16 protein-coding genes and 2 pseudogenes are annotated in these 17539 nt (G+C 71.0%); 7 read left to right on the top strand and 11 right to left on the bottom strand.

What is annotated here, in order from left to right:
- The first annotated feature begins 40 nt into the window (after nt 1–40).
- A complete protein-coding gene (locus ACIA8E_RS13575; RefSeq protein ID WP_399297635.1) occupies nt 41–991 on the top strand; it encodes an intradiol ring-cleavage dioxygenase in 951 nt (316 codons plus the stop codon).
- Between the two features lie 274 nt (nt 992–1265).
- Complete coding sequence (locus ACIA8E_RS13570) at nt 1266–2069, top strand: hypothetical protein (RefSeq protein WP_399298129.1); 804 nt, start codon at nt 1266–1268, stop codon at nt 2067–2069.
- A gap of 112 nt (nt 2070–2181) precedes the next feature.
- Here the strand turns inward: ACIA8E_RS13570 and metG are convergent, their stop codons facing one another.
- Nucleotides 2182–3786, bottom strand: coding sequence for a methionine--tRNA ligase (gene metG, locus ACIA8E_RS13565; protein ID WP_399297633.1), 1605 nt, complete (start codon nt 3784–3786; stop codon nt 2182–2184).
- A gap of 217 nt (nt 3787–4003) precedes the next feature.
- Between metG and ACIA8E_RS13560 the strand changes: the two are divergent.
- Nucleotides 4004–4203: pseudogene (locus tag ACIA8E_RS13560) on the top strand (two-component sensor histidine kinase); the annotation flags it as partial.
- Here the strand turns inward: ACIA8E_RS13560 and ACIA8E_RS13555 are convergent.
- From ACIA8E_RS13555 to ACIA8E_RS13545, 3 genes are all read right to left on the bottom strand, one after another.
- Nucleotides 4134–5828 (bottom strand): VWA domain-containing protein, encoded by a 1695-nt coding sequence (locus tag ACIA8E_RS13555; RefSeq protein ID WP_399297631.1) that lies wholly within the window; start codon nt 5826–5828, stop codon nt 4134–4136. The pseudogene ACIA8E_RS13560 and the gene ACIA8E_RS13555 sit on opposite strands and share 70 nt — an antisense overlap.
- Before the next feature lie 355 nt (nt 5829–6183).
- Nucleotides 6184–7152: a hypothetical protein gene (locus tag ACIA8E_RS13550; RefSeq protein WP_399297629.1), complete on the bottom strand. Its 969-nt coding sequence runs from the start codon at nt 7150–7152 to the stop codon at nt 6184–6186.
- Complete coding sequence (locus ACIA8E_RS13545) at nt 7152–8639, bottom strand: APC family permease (RefSeq protein WP_399298127.1); 1488 nt, start codon at nt 8637–8639, stop codon at nt 7152–7154. Before ACIA8E_RS13545 ends, ACIA8E_RS13550 begins: the two co-directional genes overlap by 1 nt.
- A gap of 239 nt (nt 8640–8878) precedes the next feature.
- On the opposite strand from ACIA8E_RS13545, the gene ACIA8E_RS13540 reads away from it, so the two are divergent.
- Nucleotides 8879–9289: an RNA-binding S4 domain-containing protein gene (locus ACIA8E_RS13540; RefSeq protein ID WP_399297627.1), complete on the top strand. Its 411-nt coding sequence runs from the start codon at nt 8879–8881 to the stop codon at nt 9287–9289.
- Between the two features lie 86 nt (nt 9290–9375).
- Here the strand turns inward: ACIA8E_RS13540 and ACIA8E_RS13535 are convergent, their stop codons facing one another.
- From ACIA8E_RS13535 to ACIA8E_RS13520, 4 genes are all read right to left on the bottom strand, one after another.
- Complete coding sequence (locus ACIA8E_RS13535; protein ID WP_399297625.1) at nt 9376–11343, bottom strand: FUSC family protein; 1968 nt, start codon at nt 11341–11343, stop codon at nt 9376–9378.
- A 26-nt stretch (nt 11344–11369) separates the two neighbouring features.
- On the bottom strand, nt 11370–11618 hold the full coding sequence (locus tag ACIA8E_RS13530) for a DUF2630 family protein (protein WP_399297623.1): 249 nt from the start codon (nt 11616–11618) through the stop codon (nt 11370–11372).
- A gap of 68 nt (nt 11619–11686) precedes the next feature.
- The gene (locus tag ACIA8E_RS13525) at nt 11687–12631 is read right to left on the bottom strand and encodes an NADP-dependent oxidoreductase (protein WP_399297621.1); all 945 of its coding nucleotides are present in this window, start codon (nt 12629–12631) and stop codon (nt 11687–11689) included.
- 89 nt (nt 12632–12720) lie between these two features.
- Nucleotides 12721–13683, bottom strand: coding sequence for a hypothetical protein (locus ACIA8E_RS13520; protein ID WP_399297619.1), 963 nt, complete (start codon nt 13681–13683; stop codon nt 12721–12723).
- Nucleotides 13684–13803: 120 nt separating this feature from the next.
- On the opposite strand from ACIA8E_RS13520, the gene ACIA8E_RS13515 reads away from it, so the two are divergent.
- Both ACIA8E_RS13515 and ACIA8E_RS13510 read left to right on the top strand, forming a co-directional pair.
- Nucleotides 13804–14205, top strand: coding sequence for a hypothetical protein (locus ACIA8E_RS13515; protein ID WP_399297617.1), 402 nt, complete (start codon nt 13804–13806; stop codon nt 14203–14205).
- 95 nt (nt 14206–14300) lie between these two features.
- Nucleotides 14301–14591, top strand: a pseudogene (locus ACIA8E_RS13510) (MerR family transcriptional regulator); the annotation flags it as partial.
- Nucleotides 14592–14733: 142 nt separating this feature from the next.
- Here the strand turns inward: ACIA8E_RS13510 and ACIA8E_RS13505 are convergent.
- The 3 genes from ACIA8E_RS13505 to ACIA8E_RS13495 form a co-directional block, all read right to left on the bottom strand.
- Nucleotides 14734–15156, bottom strand: coding sequence for a universal stress protein (locus ACIA8E_RS13505; RefSeq protein ID WP_030972581.1), 423 nt, complete (start codon nt 15154–15156; stop codon nt 14734–14736).
- A gap of 145 nt (nt 15157–15301) precedes the next feature.
- The gene (locus ACIA8E_RS13500; protein WP_399297615.1) at nt 15302–15952 is read right to left on the bottom strand and encodes an FMN reductase; all 651 of its coding nucleotides are present in this window, start codon (nt 15950–15952) and stop codon (nt 15302–15304) included.
- 6 nt (nt 15953–15958) lie between these two features.
- Nucleotides 15959–17041: an LLM class flavin-dependent oxidoreductase gene (locus ACIA8E_RS13495; RefSeq protein ID WP_399297613.1), complete on the bottom strand. Its 1083-nt coding sequence runs from the start codon at nt 17039–17041 to the stop codon at nt 15959–15961.
- A 180-nt stretch (nt 17042–17221) separates the two neighbouring features.
- On the opposite strand from ACIA8E_RS13495, the gene ACIA8E_RS13490 reads away from it, so the two are divergent.
- A complete protein-coding gene (locus tag ACIA8E_RS13490) occupies nt 17222–17350 on the top strand; it encodes a DUF6126 family protein (RefSeq protein WP_234432866.1) in 129 nt (42 codons plus the stop codon).
- Nucleotides 17351–17539 lie beyond the last annotated feature (189 nt).

The following is a 17539-nucleotide window of genomic DNA, read 5'->3' as shown; positions in this document are numbered from 1 at the left end:
CACACGCCCCTGCCAGCTGCCCTGCCTAACCTCACTTCGCATGACAGAGACTCAAGGACCCGCACACAAGAAGGACATGACGCGTCGCCGGATGGTGTTCGCCGGTGGTGCGGCGATCGTGGCCGCCGGGATCGGCGCGGGCGTGGTCGCCGGTGCCTCGGCCGACGAGGTCACGAGCAGCGGCAGTGGGAAGAAGTCCGCCGCCGGGCAGGGCGAGGAGTGCTACCGGCTGACCTCGGAGACCACTGAGGGCCCGTACTACATCGACGCCGACAAGATCCGGAAGGACATCACCGAGGACAAGGAGGGCATCCCGATGACCCTCCGCCTCAAGGTGATCGACTCGGACACCTGCAAACCCGTGAGCCGGGCGGCCGTCGACATCTGGCACTGTGACGCGCTGGGCATCTACTCCGGTTACGAGTCGATGAGTTCCGGCGGCCCCGGCGGTGGCGGCACTCCGCCGAGCGGGGCTCCGACGGATGCTCCGACCGGCACCCCCACCGACGCCCCGACGGGTACGCCTCCGTCCGGTGGGCCCGGTGGGCCCGGTGGCGGCGGTGGCGGACACTCGGAGCCCACCGACGACGAGCGCTATCTGCGCGGCACCCAGCTCACCGACAAGCACGGCTATGTGGAGTTCAAGACGATCTTCCCGGGCTGGTACCAGGGCCGTTGTGTGCACATCCACACCAAGGTGCACGTCGGCGGGAAGATGACCGACGCCGGGTACGAGGGCGGACGCACCTGCCACACCGGTCAGTTCTTCTTCGCGGAGTCCGCGGTGCTCGACTCGGCGAAGATCGCGCCGTACTCGACCAGCACCACCACGCGTACGACCCTCACCGAGGACACCATCTACGACCAGAGCGGTGTCACGGGCGGGCTGATGAAGCTCTCGTACCACAAGAACCACATGGCGCGCGGCGTCGTCGGTTCGATCACGATGGGCGTGGACCCGGACGAGACGCACGACGGCACGGACCTCTGAGGCTTCGTTCCCCCGCCGAGGGGACGGGCCCGGAATCGCCACGACAGGGCGCGGTTCCGGGCCCTGTCCCTCGCGTGAGCGGTCACATTCGGACAGCAGGACACGCCCGAGATGACAGGTCGCACCGGATCGGATGCGGCCGTATGGCCGCTTTGTCTGATTAATCGTCGGTCGGCTCGGCAAAGACTGGCTCGGGGACTTTGGTGCGGGGATCTCTGTCCCCGCTGCCCTCGACGCCGACTGCTAGGAGCCCCCCGTGCCTGTTCCCGAACCCGTGCCCCGTCCCGGCCCTCGCGCGTCCAGACGTCCCCCGTACACGGTCTGTGCGGCGCTCCTCCTCCTGCTGCTGACCGGGTGCGCCGCGGGAGGTACGGCACCCGGACCCACCGCCGTGCGCACCGGCGCCCACGCGCCCAGCGGCAGCATCGGTGCGGCGGGCCCCGGGGCCGTTGCCGCGGGCGGGCCGGCCGCCCCGACCTGGCCCCGCGAGATCCGGATGCTGGGGCAGACGGCCAGGTCCGCGATCCCGGCCGAGTCCCGGCAAGCGCTCGTCGTGACCGGAGACTCCCCCGAATCCAGCGAGGCCACGGCCGTCCTCTACACCCGCGACGATCCCACGGTTGGCTGGTTGCCGGCCGCCGGCCCGTGGCCCGCCCACAACGCCCTGTACGGCTGGACCGACGAGCACCGGGTGAACGACCTCCGGACCCCCATCGGCGTCTACGGACTGACGGCCGCGGGCGGTCTGCTCGAAGCTCCGGGCACCGAGCTGCCTTACGTACAGAGCCCGGCCTTCACGGCGAGCGGCGAAGGCTTCGACGGGGAGTCCCTGAAGGGGTCGTTCGACTACGTCATCGCCATCGACTACAACCGCGTCCCCGGCGCCTCCCCGCTGGACCCGACCCGTCCGCTCGGCGAGGAGCGGGGCGGCGGCATCTGGCTCCATGTCGACCACGGCGGGCCGACCCAGGGCTGCATCTCGCTTCCCGAGGACCGGATGGAGGAGCTGCTGCGCATCCTCGACCCGGCAAAGGTTCCGGTGATCGTGATGGGTGACGGGGCGGCGCTGGCCCGCTGACCGGACGTCACGTATATGAGTTGCGCCTACGCACGCATACGAGAGGGGCCCGGACCGTCACCGGTCCGGGCCCCTCATCTGCGTACCGAGCCCTGTGCGGGCCCCCGTGCCCCTACGCGGGCTTCTCCTCCAGGCGCGGGAACAGCACCGCACCCTTCGTCACCGTCGCGCCCGCCGGCAGCTGCCCCCAGCCGCCCGCGTCCTGCACGCGCTGGTCGGGCAGCGCGCCCAGGGACTCCTCGGCGCCCAGCGACTCCCACAGCTTCTGCGAGGTCTCCGGCATCACCGCGTTCAGCAGGACCGCGACACCGCGCAGCGCCTCGGCGGCCGTGTACAGGATCGTCGCGAGTCGGGCCCGGCCCTCGGGCGACTCGTCCTTGGCGACCTTCCAGGGCTCCTGCTCCGTGATGTAGCCGTTGACCTGCTTCACGAACTCGAAGATCGCCAGGATGCCGGCCTGGAAGTCCAGCTCCTCGCCGATCTTCCGGTCGGCCGTGGCGACAGCCTTTGCGAGACCCTCCTGGACCGCCTTCTCGGCCTCGCCGGGGGCGGTGGCCTCAGGGAGCGCCCCGCCGAAGTACTTGCCGACCATGGCGGCGACGCGCGAAGCGAGGTTGCCGTAGTCGTTGGCGAGCTCGGAGGTGTAGCGGGCGGTGAAGTCCTCCCAGGAGAACGAGCCGTCGTTGCCGTACGCGATCGCCCGCAGGAAGTACCAGCGGTACGCGTCCACACCGAAGTGCGAGGTCAGGTCCTGCGGCTTGATGCCGGTCAGGTTCGACTTCGACATCTTCTCGCCGCCGACCATCAGCCAGCCATTGGCCACCACTTTGCCGGGCAGCGGCAGGCCCTGCGCCATCAGCATCGCGGGCCAGATGACCGAGTGGAAGCGGAGGATGTCCTTGCCGATCAGGTGCACATCGGCCGGGAACGTCCCGTCGAACTTCTCCTGGTTGGCGCCGTAACCGACCGCCGTCGCGTAGTTGAGCAGCGCGTCGATCCACACGTAGATGACGTGCTTCTCGTCCCACGGCACCGGGATGCCCCAGTCGAAGGTCGAGCGCGAGATCGACAGGTCCTGCAGGCCCTGCCTGACGAAGTTCACGACCTCGTTGCGGGCCGACTCGGGCTGGATGAAGCCGGGGTTGTTCGCGTAGAACTCCAGCAGCTTCGGGCCGTACTCGCTCAGCTTGAAGAAGTAGTTCTCCTCCTTGAGGATCTCCACCGGCTTCTTGTGGACCGGGCACAGCTTCGTGCCGTCCTCCGCCTCGATGAGGTCGCCGGGGAGCTTGTACTCCTCGCAGCCCACGCAGTACGGGCCTTCGTACCCGCCCTTGTAGATCTCGCCCTTGTCGTACAGGTCCTGCACGAACTCCTGCACACGGTCCGTGTGCCGCTTCTCCGTCGTACGGATGAAGTCGTCGTTCGCGATGTTCAGGTGCTCCCAGAGGGGCTTCCAGGCCTCCTCGACGAGCTTGTCGCACCATTCCTGCGGGGTGACGTTGTTCGCCTCGGCAGTGCGCATGATCTTCTGACCGTGCTCGTCCGTGCCGGTGAGGTACCACACCTTCTCGCCACGCTGGCGGTGCCAGCGGGTGAGCACGTCGCCTGCGACGGTCGTGTAGGCGTGGCCCAGGTGAGGAGCGTCGTTGACGTAGTAAATGGGGGTCGAGACGTAGTACGCCGTCGCCCCCTGCTTCTCGGATCCAGTGGCCGCCATGGTCGAAATCCTAACGGCCCGTGGGTGATCCACTCACACCGATAAACGCCGCCGCCCCTTCCGGGGGCCATGACCCACCCTGGGAGGGAGCGGAGATGCTCGTGGAACTCGCCGCCACGGAGGCTGCGCCGGCGGGAAACACCCGCCGGAGCGGCACGTCCGGCTCGACACGGTGCGGGGCGTCGTGTCCCGGGACGAGCTGGACCTGCCGTCGGACGGGCCGGGGTCGGGGCTCGGTCTTTCGATCGAACGTTCTGTAGCGGTGGTGCCCGGCGGCACGGTCACGGCGGTGCCCTGCCCGCGGGCGGGCTCGCCGTGACCGTACGTCTGCCGGTCGACCTGCCTGGTCAGCCGTTGTCGGCAGCGGTCTCGCGGGCCGCGAGCCAGGCGGGGAGCGCGGCGAGGATCTCCTGGTAGAGCGTGGCGTCGGGCACCTCACTCGGGGCGGGGCCGGCGTGGAAGAACGCGGCGTTCGGGGCGTCCAGCTTCCGCAGGAAGTCGAAGCCCTTCGCGTCCTCGTCGCCGAACGCGACGAACTGGAAGAACAGCGGCAGCCGCGCCGCCTCGGCGAGCGCCTGCTTGGCGGGCTGCTTGGCGTCCGGCGGTCCGTCCGTCTGGAAGATCACCAGGGCGGGGCCGGTGGCCTCCGACTTCTCGTAGTGCGCGACGACCTCCTCGACGGCGCGGTGGTAGCTCGTACGGCCCAGGCGGCCGAGGCCCGCGTGCAGTTCGTCGATCCGGCCCGCATGGTCGTTGAGGCCGACCGTGCCGGTGCCGTCGATGTCGGTCGAGAAGAAGACGACGGGCACGGTGGCGTTCTCGTCGAGGTGCGCGGCGAGGGCGAGTGTGCGGTCACCGAGGTGCTGGGCGCTGCCGTCCTTGTAGAACGGCCGCATCGAGCCGGAGCGGTCGAGCACCAGGTACACGGTGGCCCGAAGCCCGGTCAGACCGTGCGTCTTCAGCCCGGCCTGGGCCGCCTTGTAGGCGTCGACGAGTGCGGGTGCGCCGGCCTCGACCCGGGCGAGGGCGACGGCGGGGGCCTCGGCCACCTCTGCGGGTGCGGATGCCTCGGGGGCGGGCGCCTCGGCGACCTCTGCCGATGCGGGGGCGGTGTCCGGCTCGGACGGCAGGGCGTCGGTGACCGGCGCGGCGTCGGCTGCCACGGCGACCGGCTCGGGCTCGGGCTCGACGGCGGCGGCGACGATGACCGGCTCGGGCTCGGTGGCGACCTCGGGGGCGGGGGCCGGCTCCAGGACCTGGGCGACCTCGGCCTCGGGTTCGTCGAGGACGGGTTCCGCCTCGGCCTCGGCCTTGCCGGCCGGTGCGGTTCCGGTCTCCGGCTCGGGGGTGGTGACCGGTTCTGCTTCGGGCTTGATCTCGGCCGGTGCGAGGTCGGGCTCGACCTCGGCGGCCGGTGTGGTCTCGGCCTCCACCTCGGGGGTGGTGACCGGTTGTGCCTCCGCCTCGACCTCGGCCGGTGCGGTCTCGGCCTCCATCTCGGCCGCGGCGGTGGCCGGCGCTACCTTCTCGGCTTCGGCGGCAGCCGGCTCCGGCTCCACCTCGGCGGCAGCCGACACCGGCTCCACCTCCGGCTCCACCTCGGCGGCAGCCGACACCGGCTCCACCTCCGGCTCCACCTCGGCGGCAGCCGACACCGGCTCCACCTCGGCCGCAGCCGGCTCCGCCTTCGCCGAGGCCTCGGCCATGACGCGCTTCGAGGCCGAGCCCTGGGGCGGGACCGTGTGGGTGGGCTTCGGGCTGGGTGCGGAGGCCTTGTCGAAGGCCTCCGCCACCAGGTCCGTCGCCAGGCCGCTGTCGCCCGAGAGGGTCCGGGGCGAGGCGGGGGCGGGTACCGAGACCTTTGCGGCGGACGCGGGTTCGACTGCCGGTGCGGTCTCGGACACCGGCTCGTCCACCGCGACCGACTCCGACTCCGTGGGCCGGGTGCGCTCCGTCTGGGGCGGGACCGTGGCCGTCGTCGGCTCGTCCTGCTCCGTACGGTCGCGGCCGAACACCTTGCGCAGCAAGCTCCGAATGCCCATGGGCGAGGCCTTTCGCATGAGTTGAGTGCGATGAATGTCCGTACTGCGGGAATTGATCCCTGGCCAGGGCGGATACGTAAGGTTAGCGGCCGGATCCGGCCGTTCGGTGGCGCGGCCCGCCTCCGTGTCAATCGGACGGCGGTGGCCCCGACTTCACTCTGCATTCTTTTGGAGTCTCTCGTACCGCGTGATCGCGCACCTAGCATCACGCCGGACTCGGCGAGCCGGGCCAGTTGCCGACCGTGTCGAACGGCGCCGGACCCGAGGTCCGTCGATCCAGGACCGCCGGGTGCTCGTCCGTCCGGCGCAGGATCGGCCGCGGCACGGAGCCGGGGTTCCATCCGCGCACATCGGTTCATGCGGTGGCGACCTGGCGGCGCCACCGCGCGAACTGGGCCGCCGCGTCCCCGGTGTACGACCACGGCGCCCGCACCGCCCGGCCGTCCAGCAACCGGAACGCGTCCGCGGCCTCCGTCGGCCGCCCCGCGTAACACGCGGCGTGCGCCAGGTAGTTCAGCTCGCCGACCTCCTCCGCCTCCACCGGTCCCGCGTCGCGCATTCCGAGCCACCGGTCCCAGGTGCGGCGCACGTCCGTGACGGCCAGTTCGTGGTTCCAGTGCTGCTGCCCGGTGAGCGGCGCGACGACGGGCCGCCCGTGCGTGGCGTCGGAGACGTACCGGTGTTCCTCGACCCTGGCGATCTGCACCAGCACCGGCAGCGGCGAACCGGGCGGTGCCGCACCCGCCGCGTCGCGCGCGAAGTCGTACATGGTGCCGTGGGTGCCGTGCCAGCGCGCCGAGTAGTACCGCAGCAGCTGGGTGTGCCCCTCCATGTGGTGCGGATCGCGGCGGAGCAGCTCGTCCCACCACTGTGTGACGCGTCGCCTGGCCCCGTCCTCGTACAGCCGTGCCGCTGTCAGCAGCGACGCCCAGGGCATCGGATCGGGCGGGCAGACGTCGGCGGCCCGCAGACAGCAGTCGACGACCCGGTCCACCCGGTTCTGGTCGAGTCCGGTGCCCCGCCCCGCCGCGACGGCCCGTCCGAACAGCCGGACCACTTCGGTCGCCGCCTTCAGCACCTGCGCGTCGGCGCTCTTCGGCTCGGCGCCCAGCCAGGTCTCCACGGTGGTGCTGCCGGCGACGGCGTGGGCGAGGATCCGGATCCGGTGGGTCCGCAGGGCCCACCGGTTGCCGGAGGCGTGCAGCAGATCGCGTACGCCCTGCCAGCGGCCGATGACGATGTCCTGGCGGGCCGCGGTGAGCGGCCGGTCGCCGAGATCCGGGTCGAAGTGCACCGGCGGGGGTGTACGGCGGCGTACAGCCATCAGTAATCGGTGACGATCGTCGTGGAGTCGGCGTAGTCGGACGGTTCCTCGGCCCGTACGGTCTGCGAGGCGTCGAGTTTCGCCGGCCGGTAGTACGAGCTGCCGCGCCGCCAGTACCAGAGCATCGGGACGGCTCCCACGGCGAGACTGCCCAGGCCGAGCGCGAGCGCCGTCGCGCTGAAGTCGCCGAGCGCTTCGAAGAAGATCCAGAACATGAAGAGCGAGCCGGTCAGCGGCCAGAGTCCGCCGAGGACGAGGTCCGCGACCGAGCGGCACAGCAGTTTGCGGTACGCGACGACCGCGGCCAGGCCCGCGAGGCCGTAGTACACGGCGACCTGAAGCCCGATGGCCTCGACGGCCACGCCCAGGATGTGGTGGACCGGGCCGAGGGCGAGGGAGGCGAGGATCAGGGCGAGAGCGACGCCTCCGACGGCGGCGACCGCCACCCACGGGGTGTTCCAGCTGCGGTGCACCCGGCCGAACGCGGCGGGCATCGTGTGGTCGCGGCCCATCGCGAACAGCGAGCGCGTGACCTGGACGAGTGTGGTCTGCAGCGTGGCGACGGTCGACAGCATCACGGCCACCACCAGCAGCTTTCCGCCGACGCCGGGCCAGACCCGTTCGCCGAGCACGGTCAGTACGTTGGCGCTGTGCCGCTCGATGTCGTCGGCCGAGAGGATCACGTTCACCGCGATGGTGAACACCTCGACGAGCGCGAAGACGGTGAGCACGCCCACGATCCCGGCCAGGCCCGTGGTGCGGCGGCTGTTGCGGGTCTCCTCGCTGAGGTTGCCGGTGACGTCCCAGCCCCAGTAGTAGAAGGCGGCGATCAGTGCACCGGAGGCGAAGCCGGAGACGCCGTCGAAGTGCTCGAAGCCGAGCCAGGACCAGTCGAAGGCGTGCGCGACGCCGGGTCCGGCACCCGTGCCTTCACCCGGGCCGGTCCCGCGGACGAGTGCGACGACCGCGAAGACCAGCAGGATCACCAGCTCGACCCCGGAGATCACCAGCTGGGTGCGGGCGCTGAGCCGGGCTCCGCCGAGCACGACGAGCAGCATCACCAGGAACCAGCCGGCCCCGATGAAGGTGGCGAGCGTCGTGTCGTCGGCGAGCCGGGAGTCGATCACGGTCAGCGTCATCGTCCCGGCGGGCAGCGATCCCGCGACCATGAACAGGGTCGCCGCGACGACGAGTGCCCAGCCGCTGAGGAAGCCGAGGAACGGGTGCAGGGTCCTGCCCACCCAGGAGTAGCCGGCGCCCGCGTTCACGTCGATCCGGCCGAGCTGCCGGTAGGCGAGGGCGATACCGAGCATCGGTATCGCGCAGTACAGCAGGGCGGCGGGACCACCGAGACCGACCGTGCCGACGAGCACGGCACTGGTTGCGGCCAGCGAGTAGGCGGGGGCGCTGCCCGCCACGGCCATCACAATCGTGTGGAACGTGCCGAGGACATTGGGCTGGAGCCCACGGCCGGGCCGGTCGGGCATGCTGCGCATCGCTGTTCTCAACTGCTTCCGGAAGTGGGCCGTGCCCCGGCCGGAGTCCCGTACATCCTTCAGCGGCACGACATGTGGCGGCATGTCAGAAACAGATCTTCGAAAGTCCGAACGGAAGTGGTTGGTCCGTTCGGGAAGACTGTCCGCATCGTAGTCCCGTGATTACAGCTGAGTGGACCTGGACGCCACGAGCGTTACGTGACGTCTGCACGGCGTCTAGAGTCGGATCCATGGTTTCCGGTGAGGCACCGCAGGCGGAGGGAAGCGTCCGCGTCGACAGTTGGATCTGGTCGGTACGGCTGACCAAGACCCGCTCGCAGGCCGCTGCCGCCTGCCGCGCCGGGCACGTCAGGGTCAACGGCGACCGGGCCAAGCCCGCGCAGACCCTGCATGTGGGGGACGAGGTACGGCTCCGGCACGGCGGCCGGGACCGGATCGTCGTGGTGTCGCGCATCGTGAAGAAGAGGGTCGGCCCTCCGGTGGCCGCGGAGTGTTTCGTCGACAACAGTCCGCCCCCGCCGCCGCGGGAAGCGGTCATCCAGGTGCCGGTCCGCGACCGGGGTACGGGCCGCCCGACCAAACGTGACCGCCGCGAGATGGAGCGCCTGCAGGGCCGTGGCCCCGGGGACCACCCGGTCTGAGCCGGGCACCGGCGCGCAGCCGCGGGCTGCATACCGCTGCGGGAACGCGACACATGCGCCCTGATCCGTCACGTTCCCGCGGCCCTCTACGGCTGTGGTGAGGCGATCGCCCTTGCCGCCGCCACCTCCTGGCGCAGCGGCGCCAGCACGCCTTCCTCGTCGCCCGGCAGTTCGGTGCGCACTCCCACCAGGACCTCGGTCGCCCGCAGCCGTTCCGCCAGTTCCCGCAGGTGCTGCCGGATCTCGGCCACCTCCGCGGGCGCCGGTTCCGGCGCCCCGTGGTTCACCCGGACCCGGGCCGCCGTCGCCGCGTCCACGATCCGCTCGACCGCGACGACCAGCGGCAACCAGGCAGCGGCCCGGGTGCCGACCGGTGGCGGTTCGGTCAGGGCGCGCTGGAACTCGGAACGCACGGAGGACAGATCGCGGTAGATGCGGAGCCGGGACCGCGCCCGTTCCGCCTGGTCGGTGCGGGTGACCCCGCTGCCGTCGCACCCCGGGTCGAACGCGCAACCCACATAGTCGGCGATGTCCGCCACCGCGTCCGCGAGCCGGTGGCCGATCCGGGTGTGCCAGCTCTCCGGCCACAGCAGATAGCCCGCCACCAGCACGATCGCGCAGCCGATCAGGCTGTCCACCAGGCGGGGCTCCACCAGACCGACGCCCCGGTGGCTCAGCAGATCGGACAGCAGCAGGATGACCGGCGTGATGGCCGCGGTCTGGAACGCGTACCCCTTGGCCGTGAGCGCCGGGATCAGCGCGGCCAGCAGCACCATCACCGGCACGTCCCACCACCCGATCGGCACCTCGGCGAGGACGGGCGCGGCGATGACGAGACCGGCCGCCGTGCCCACCGCACGCAGCACAGCGCGGGAGAAGACCGAGCCGAAGTCCGGCTTGAGCACGAACGTGACGGTCAGCGCCACCCAGTAGGAGCGGTCCACGGAGATCAGTGAGGTCAGTGCCTGGGCCAGGCCGATGCACAGGGCCAGCCGCAGGCCGTACCGCCAGGAGGTCCCGGAGAACAGCACGGCGCGGGTCGACCGCCGGATCCGTATCCCCAGCGCGGCGGGGCGTCCGAGCCGGTCGTCGATGTTGTACGCATCGGCCTCGGCGTTGTGCACGACGGCCGCCGCGTGGCGCAGTGCGCTGTCCACCGCCCGGGTGGCGGGTGAGTCGGGCGCGGGCAGTTCCGGTTCGGTACCGCCGGTGCGGCTCTCCTCGACGGCCTCCGCCAGGTCACGTACCGCCGCCGGGATCGAGTCGGGCAGCGGACGCCGCCGTACATGCACCGCGGGCGCCGCCTCGACGAGCGGGATGACCACATTCAGCTGGGCGACCAGCCGCGCCATCGAACCGCTGCGGCCGTGGTAGCGGGCCCGGCGGGCGAGGATCAGGTCGTACGAGGTGTTCAGCGACCGGGTGACTGCCTGCCGGCGCTTCTCGTACGCGTCGGTGCCCGCGGCGGCCAGCAGATCGGCGACCGTGAGGTAGGTGTCCGCGACCGAGACCCGTTCCGGCAGTTTCCGCCGCAGCGGCCATGCCAGCAGCGTCAGGGCGAGCACGAAGAGGCCGCCGAGCATCAGCAGCAGCGGCGCCACCCACCAGGGCTTCGGCAGCGGCAGTCCGGCGGCGACAACCGAGTTGAGCAGGAGCAGCAGTCCGGACACGGAGGCCACGGCGCCGATCGTCGACATCATTCCGGAGACCAGGGCGACGGCGGCCAGCGCACCGACTGCCGGCCAGTCCGTCCCGTACACGAACGAGCCGAGCATGATGCCGAGCGCGCCGAACAGCTGCGGAACGGCGATGTTGATGATCCGCATCCGGTACGCGTCGGCGGTGTCGCCGATGACACCGGAGAGCGCGCCCATGGAGACGAGCGCGCCGTACGCGGGCCGGTCCAGCGCGAAGCCGACGGCGAGCGGTGCCGCCAGGGCGATGGAGGCGCGGACGACCGCGGCCCACGGCACGGGGGCGGGCTGCGGCCGAAGTCCGGTCAGCAGCCAGGCCGGTGGCGCGGACCGTTTCCTGTCCGCCTCGGCATCAGCCAATGTTCTCCGCCTCCGGTGCCGTGCGTTCAGCTCTGGTAACCCTCCACCTCGCCGGGCGAGCGCACCCTCGCCCCGGACGGGTCCTCGCCGAACTCGCTGAGCGCGCGGCGCTGCCGCAACAGATCCCAGTACTGTTCGAGTTGGGTCTCCACCGTGCGCAGACGTGACTTCTCGTCCGTGGAGAGGCCCGTCTTCTCCCGGGTGGAGCGGTCGCGCAGGTCCCGCTCCTCGGAGACCAGACCGCCGATGTTGTCGATGATCTCCCGGTCGTCCATGACGCCTCCTTCGGCCTCGTTCAGGCTTGTTCGGACCCCCTCTGCGAGCGGTTCTTCCGGGGCGCGGGTCAGAGCGCGAACAAGGTCTTGCCGCGGGCGCCGCCCGTGCGGTTCCGGTCGAGGGCCTGCGGGGCCTTCTCCAGCGGGAGTTCGATGTCGATGAGCACGTTCAGCACACCCTCCGCGGCGCCCGCCGCCAGGACGTCGAGCAGAACGGGCGTCGGTTCGAGCCGGAAGTCGATGGACCCGACGCCCTCGGGAACAGCGGCCCCGCCGGCGACGCCCCGCGTGCTGACGGCGACACCGCCGCTCCGCACCAGCGCCGCCATGCCCGCGAACGCCTCCGGCGTGGTGGAGACCAGGTCGACGAGCGCATCGACGCCGCCCGGAGAAACCTCCCTTACCGCCTCTTCGAGCGGACGAGCCGTCGTGTCGATGGTGACGGCGGCGCCGAGCGCCCCCATCCGCCACCCCTCGTCGCCCCGCACCGCCGCGAGGACGCGCAGGTCCCGGGCGGCCGCGAGCTGGGTCAGACAGCTGCCGACGCCGCCCGCCGCCCCGAGGACCAGCAGGCTCTCGTGGCCGCGGAGCACCGCCGTCTCCAGGATCTGGGCGGCGGTCATCCCGGCGGTCGGCAGCGCGGCGGCGATCCGCAGGGGGAGGCCGTCCGGGACCAGGGCGATCGCGGAGTCCTGTGGGACGGACACGTATTCGCAGTAGGTGCCCGCGCCGACCGGCGATGCGGTGACCCGTCCGAAGACCGCGTCGCCGACCCGGAAGCGGTTGTCGCCGGTGCCGATCATGTCCACCCGGCCCGCGTAGTCCACGCCGATGACCAGGGGGAAGACATGCGACGCCTGTCCTTCCAGGGCGCCGTCCGCGGTCTGCCAGTCGGACGGGTTGAGCGCGGCGTACTCGATCCGCACCCGTACGTCGCCTGCTGCGGGAATCGGCTTGGGCACCTCGACCAGGGTCGGCTCGGCCCGGAACGCGCTGACGGCTACGGCTCGCATACGGATGACCTCTCAGTCGCCCAGACAGTGACGCAGTCTCGGGCTCCACTCTTCCCCGGCCCGCGCGTCGCCGCACGTCGAACCCGGCGTCAGCGGTCGTTCCCGGGGACGGGGCCTTTCGCGGTGAGCGGCGTCAAAGGCCCGGATCCTCTTCCGGGTGCGGCCGGCTCGGGCCGTGCGGACCTGCGCCCCGCCCACATCCGCGCGAACGCCGCGCACAGCGCCACCGCCAGCCCGGCGGCGAGAGCGATCCACACCGCGGTACGGAGCGGACTCGTCAGCGCGTCGTACACCGCCGCCGCCCCGTCGCGATCACTGCCAGGCACCCCGGCCAGCACCCGGTTCCGGGCGACCGCGATCGCCCCGCGCAGCACCAGCGCACCGATCGCGAGGCCGAGCCCGACGACCGCCGTGGCGGCCAGCGCGGCGAGGGCGGAGCCCCGTCGTCCGGGCCCGCCGCGCACCGCCGCCACCAGCACGGCGGCGACGGCGAACACCAGCGTGCCGACGGCGGGCCAGATGCTGCCGGCCCGCAGCAGGCGGAACGTCTGGCGCAGCTGGTCGGCGCGGCCGGCGGAGAGCAGGGTGACGTCGGTCCGCCGGACCGGGAATCCGTCGGCGAACGGCACCCCGTTGTCCACGAGGTTCTGTTTGGCCTGCCGCATCACCGGCGCCAGGTCCATGACCACGGCCTCGCCGCTCTCACCGTTCAGCGCGTCGGTGACGGCCTCGTGGGCGGTGCGGTTGGCGGCCACCCAGGCGGAACGGAAGGCATCCGTGGTGGTGAACGACTGCACCGCCCCGTGCAGGAAGTCCATCGAGGCGCCTTGGAGCAGCCCGGCGTCGATCTGCTTCGTCGCTTCGTCGGTGATCAGAGTGGACATGGTGGCCTGCACGCCGGGGTCGGAGGCGAGCGGCTCCACCGCCGCGACGTACCGGTCCGTGTTGTCGATCTCCAGATCGACCCAGGCGGACAGCGCGCTCAGCGGGACGAGGAAAGCGAGCAGCACCAGCACTACCGCCGACAGAGCCGCTGAGATATAGGTCCGCATTCCTCAAGGGAATCCCGGACGGCGACGCCGCGCCCAGGGCAGTGAGCCATTCGAGTTGCCGGGCGGCGCAACCGGGTGTGCCCTTGAGTGAACAGGGGGCCACGGAAGGAGTTCACGGCCATGGCCACACACGCTTCGATGTCACGCCGCGCCGCGCCTGCGCGCACCAAGCACCCCAGCACACTCAGCTGGGCCATGCCCGTCACGCTGGGCGTGATCGTGGGCTGGTGGGCGACGTCCATCGTGCGCGGCGGCGGTGTGCTCACCGGCACGCAGCTCGCGCTCGGTCTGATCTCCGGCGCCGTGCTGGCGGCTCTCTGCTACGCCCTCGGCCGGGCGCAGAAGCGACTGCCGGTGGAGGCCAAGGCCATCGCGTACGGCACGCTGTTCGGCGGTTCGGTCGGCTTCCTCTACAGCCTGTCCGACAAGACGAGCGTGCTCGCGGCCACCGTCCTGGGCCTGGTCACCGGCGCCGGGATGCTCGTGTGCGCGTTCTATGCGTTCTACGTGACAAAGGACTGAGCCCCGCGCTTCTCCGTCATCCTTGACCTTCTCCGCGGGGGAAGCCCCCAGCATCGGTGGGGCCGGGCGGACCGCCCGGTACGAGGAGGTCTGTGGTGGAACGCGAGGCGCGTGCGAAGGGCACGGCGGCGCTCGTGACGATCGGGGAGTTCGCCCGGTCGTCACGGCTGTCCGCGAAGGCCCTGCGCCGCTACGACGAGCTGGGCCTGCTCCGGCCCGCCCTGGTCGATCCGGTGAACGGCTACCGGTACTACGACGCGACGCAGGTGGGGACGGCCAGGCTGGTGGCCTGGCTGCGCCGGATCGGGATGCCACTGGCCGGGATCAAGGAGGTGGTCGCGCTCGATGCGGGCGCGGCCGCCGCGGCGATCCGGGCGTACTGGGCGGGAACTGGTCGCCCTGGCGCACGCGGCGGGTGGCCCGGACAACGTGGCCTGCGTCGTCGCGGACGTGGTGGCTCTGTAGACGCGGACGGCCCCGCGCGCACCGGCGCGTGGGGCCGTCCGTCCAGCGGATCGCTCAGGTCTCTCAGTCGCGGACGACCGTCACCGGGCATGGCGCGTGCTGGGTGACATGGAGGCTGACCGAGCCGAGCAGGGTCGCCTTGAACCCGCTGTACCCGCGCGCCCCGACGACCAGCAGGTTCGCGCCCTTGGCGCGGTCGAGCAGGGCCTGTGCCGGGTTGCCGATCACCACGATCTTGCTGACCGCGGCCGCGCCCTCCGCACCGAGGGCCTCCTCCAGCGCCTCGGTGAGCGACACGATCGCCACGGCCTGCGGGTCGAAGTCCTCCGGCATGCCCGGCATCATGGACGCCCAGCTGGTCGCGGGGTACTCCCAGCTGTTGACGGCCTCCACCGAGTCGCCGGTCAGCTCGGCCTGGCGTACGGCCCAGTGCAGCGCCTTGATCGACGACTCGGAGCCGTCCACGCCCACCACGATCCTGCCCATCTCTGCCTCCAGCTCGGTTCAGCACGCATCTGCCGATACGCCACAGCGCATTTTTTGCGGATAACTGTAATCAAACCGGACGTGGGATCGACTGTCGGTCCGGCCGCCGTCATTTGGGCGTCCGGGTATCCGTGCGCCCCGGCGTTCAGTCCAGCCGCAGATCGGCGAGCTGCTGCTCGAACGGCACCACCTCGTCGTCGAGCCCAAGAGCCCTCGACGCCCCGGAGGCCGCCCGGCCGCCCGAGATCATCCGCGCGAGCTCGCCGCCCGCGCGCCGGATGCGCGACGGCAGCCCCTCGGTGTACTCGTCGCCGGACGAGCCCCAGTCCTCCGACGCCGCGTACACGGAGGTCGGTACGACGGTGGCCCGCAGGTACGCGAAGAGCGGCCGCATCGCGTGCTCCAGGACGAGCGAGTGCCGGGCGGTGCCGCCGGTCGCCGCGATCAGGACGGGCTTGCCGGTCAGCGCCGTGTTGTCGATCAGGTCGAAGAACGACTTGAACAGGCCGCTGTACGAGGCGGTGAAGACGGGGGACACGGCTATCAGACCGTCCGCCGTCGCCACCGCGTCGATCGCCTCGTCCAGCGGCTGCGGCGGGAAGCCCGTCACCAGGTGGTTCGCGATGTCGACGGCCAGGTCGCGCAGCTCGATGACCTGGATCTCGACCGGCCTGTCCTGATCGGTGGTCAGCCGCTCCCGGGCGGCCGCCGCGAGCCGGTCGGCCAGCAGCCGGGTCGACGACGGCTGACTCAACCCGGCGGAGACGGCGACGATCTTCAGAGCCTCGGTCTGCATGGTGGGTCAGATCTCCTTGGTGCGGGCGGCGACGGCGGGGTGGACCGGTGCGGAGTCCGGCACTCCGGCCGGCCTCAGGTTGGCGAACTCCTTGCGCAGTACCGGGACGACCTCCTCGCCGAGGATGTCGAGCTGCTCCAGGACCGTCTTCAGTGGCAGTCCTGCGTGGTCCATCAGGAACAGCTGGCGCTGGTAGTCGCCCACGGCGTCACGGAACGACAGGGTCCGCTCGATGACTTCCTGCGGGGAGCCGACGGTCAGCGGTGTCTGCTGCGAGAAGTCCTCCAGGGACGGGCCGTGTCCGTAGACCGGCGCGTTGTCGAAGTACGGGCGGAACTCCCGTACCGCGTCCTGCGAGTTCTTCCGCATGAACACCTGACCGCCGAGGCCCACGATGGCCTGCTCGGCGGTGCCGTGCCCGTAGTGCGCGTACCGCCGGCGGTAGAGGTTCACCATCTTCTTGGTGTGCTCGATGGGCCAGAAGATGTTGTTGTGGAAGAAGCCGTCGCCGTAGTACGCGGCCTGCTCGGCGATCTCCGGGGAGCGGATCGAGCCGTGCCAGACGAACGGCGGGACGCCGTCCAGCGGGCGAGGGGTCGAGGTGAACGACTGCAGCGGCGTGCGGAACTTGCCCGCCCAGTCGACGACGTCCTCGCGCCACAGCTTGTGCAGCAGCGCGTAGTTCTCGACGGCGAGCGGGATGCCCTGGCGGATGTCCTTGCCGAACCACGGGTAGACCGGGCCGGTGTTGCCGCGGCCCATCATCAGGTCGACACGGCCGTCCGCGAGGTGCTGGAGCGTCGCGTAGTCCTCGGCGATCTTCACCGGGTCGTTGGTGGTGATGAGGGTGGTGGACGTGGACAGGATCAGGCTCTCGGTGCGGGCGGCGATGTAGCCGAGCGTGGTCGTCGGCGAGGACGGGACGAACGGCGGGTTGTGGTGCTCGCCGGTCGCGAAGACGTCCAGGCCCACTTCCTCGGCCTTCAGTGCGATCGCGAGGGTCGCCTTGATCCGCTCATGCTCGGTCGGTGTCCTACCGGTCGTGGGGTCGGTGGTGACGTCTCCGACGGTGAAGATCCCGAACTGCATGGCGCCCGCCTCCGTAAGCGTGAATAGCAATGGTTGAACCTTAAACCAATTCTTTCATGGCCTACAACGGGGCACCGGCCCTCTCTATTCCGGCGCCCGGGAGAGGCGCCGGCGGTACGTACCCTGGACGAGGACTTCCCGGTGCGCGCCGGGCACGCGGGACCGGGAGAGGCGGGGCCAGTGAGCGAGAGCGAGAGCTGGAAGGAGCGCGGCGTCGCGCTGCGCGTCTTCGTGTACGTCTTCGCCACGCATCTCTTCGCGGGCTTCGTCTACCTGTTGTTCTACGTGGGCGAGCACGCCCACAAGTGAGCCGTTCGCCGGACGGAACGCGAACGGCCGCGAGAGTCCTCGCCGCGATTGCGGCGAGAACTCCCACGGCCGTGAGCTGAGGACCTGACGGCCCTACTTGGTGAAGTAGAAGTACTTCCAGGCGCCGTAGGTGGTGGAGTTCACGTTGTCGCCGGACGAGCCGTTGATGTACGAGGCGCGCATGCGCAT

The organism is Streptomyces sp. NPDC051664 (assembly GCF_044453545.1).
Taxonomy (GTDB): domain Bacteria; phylum Actinomycetota; class Actinomycetes; order Streptomycetales; family Streptomycetaceae; genus Streptomyces.
This window is presented reverse-complemented; position numbering and strand designations above follow the sequence as displayed.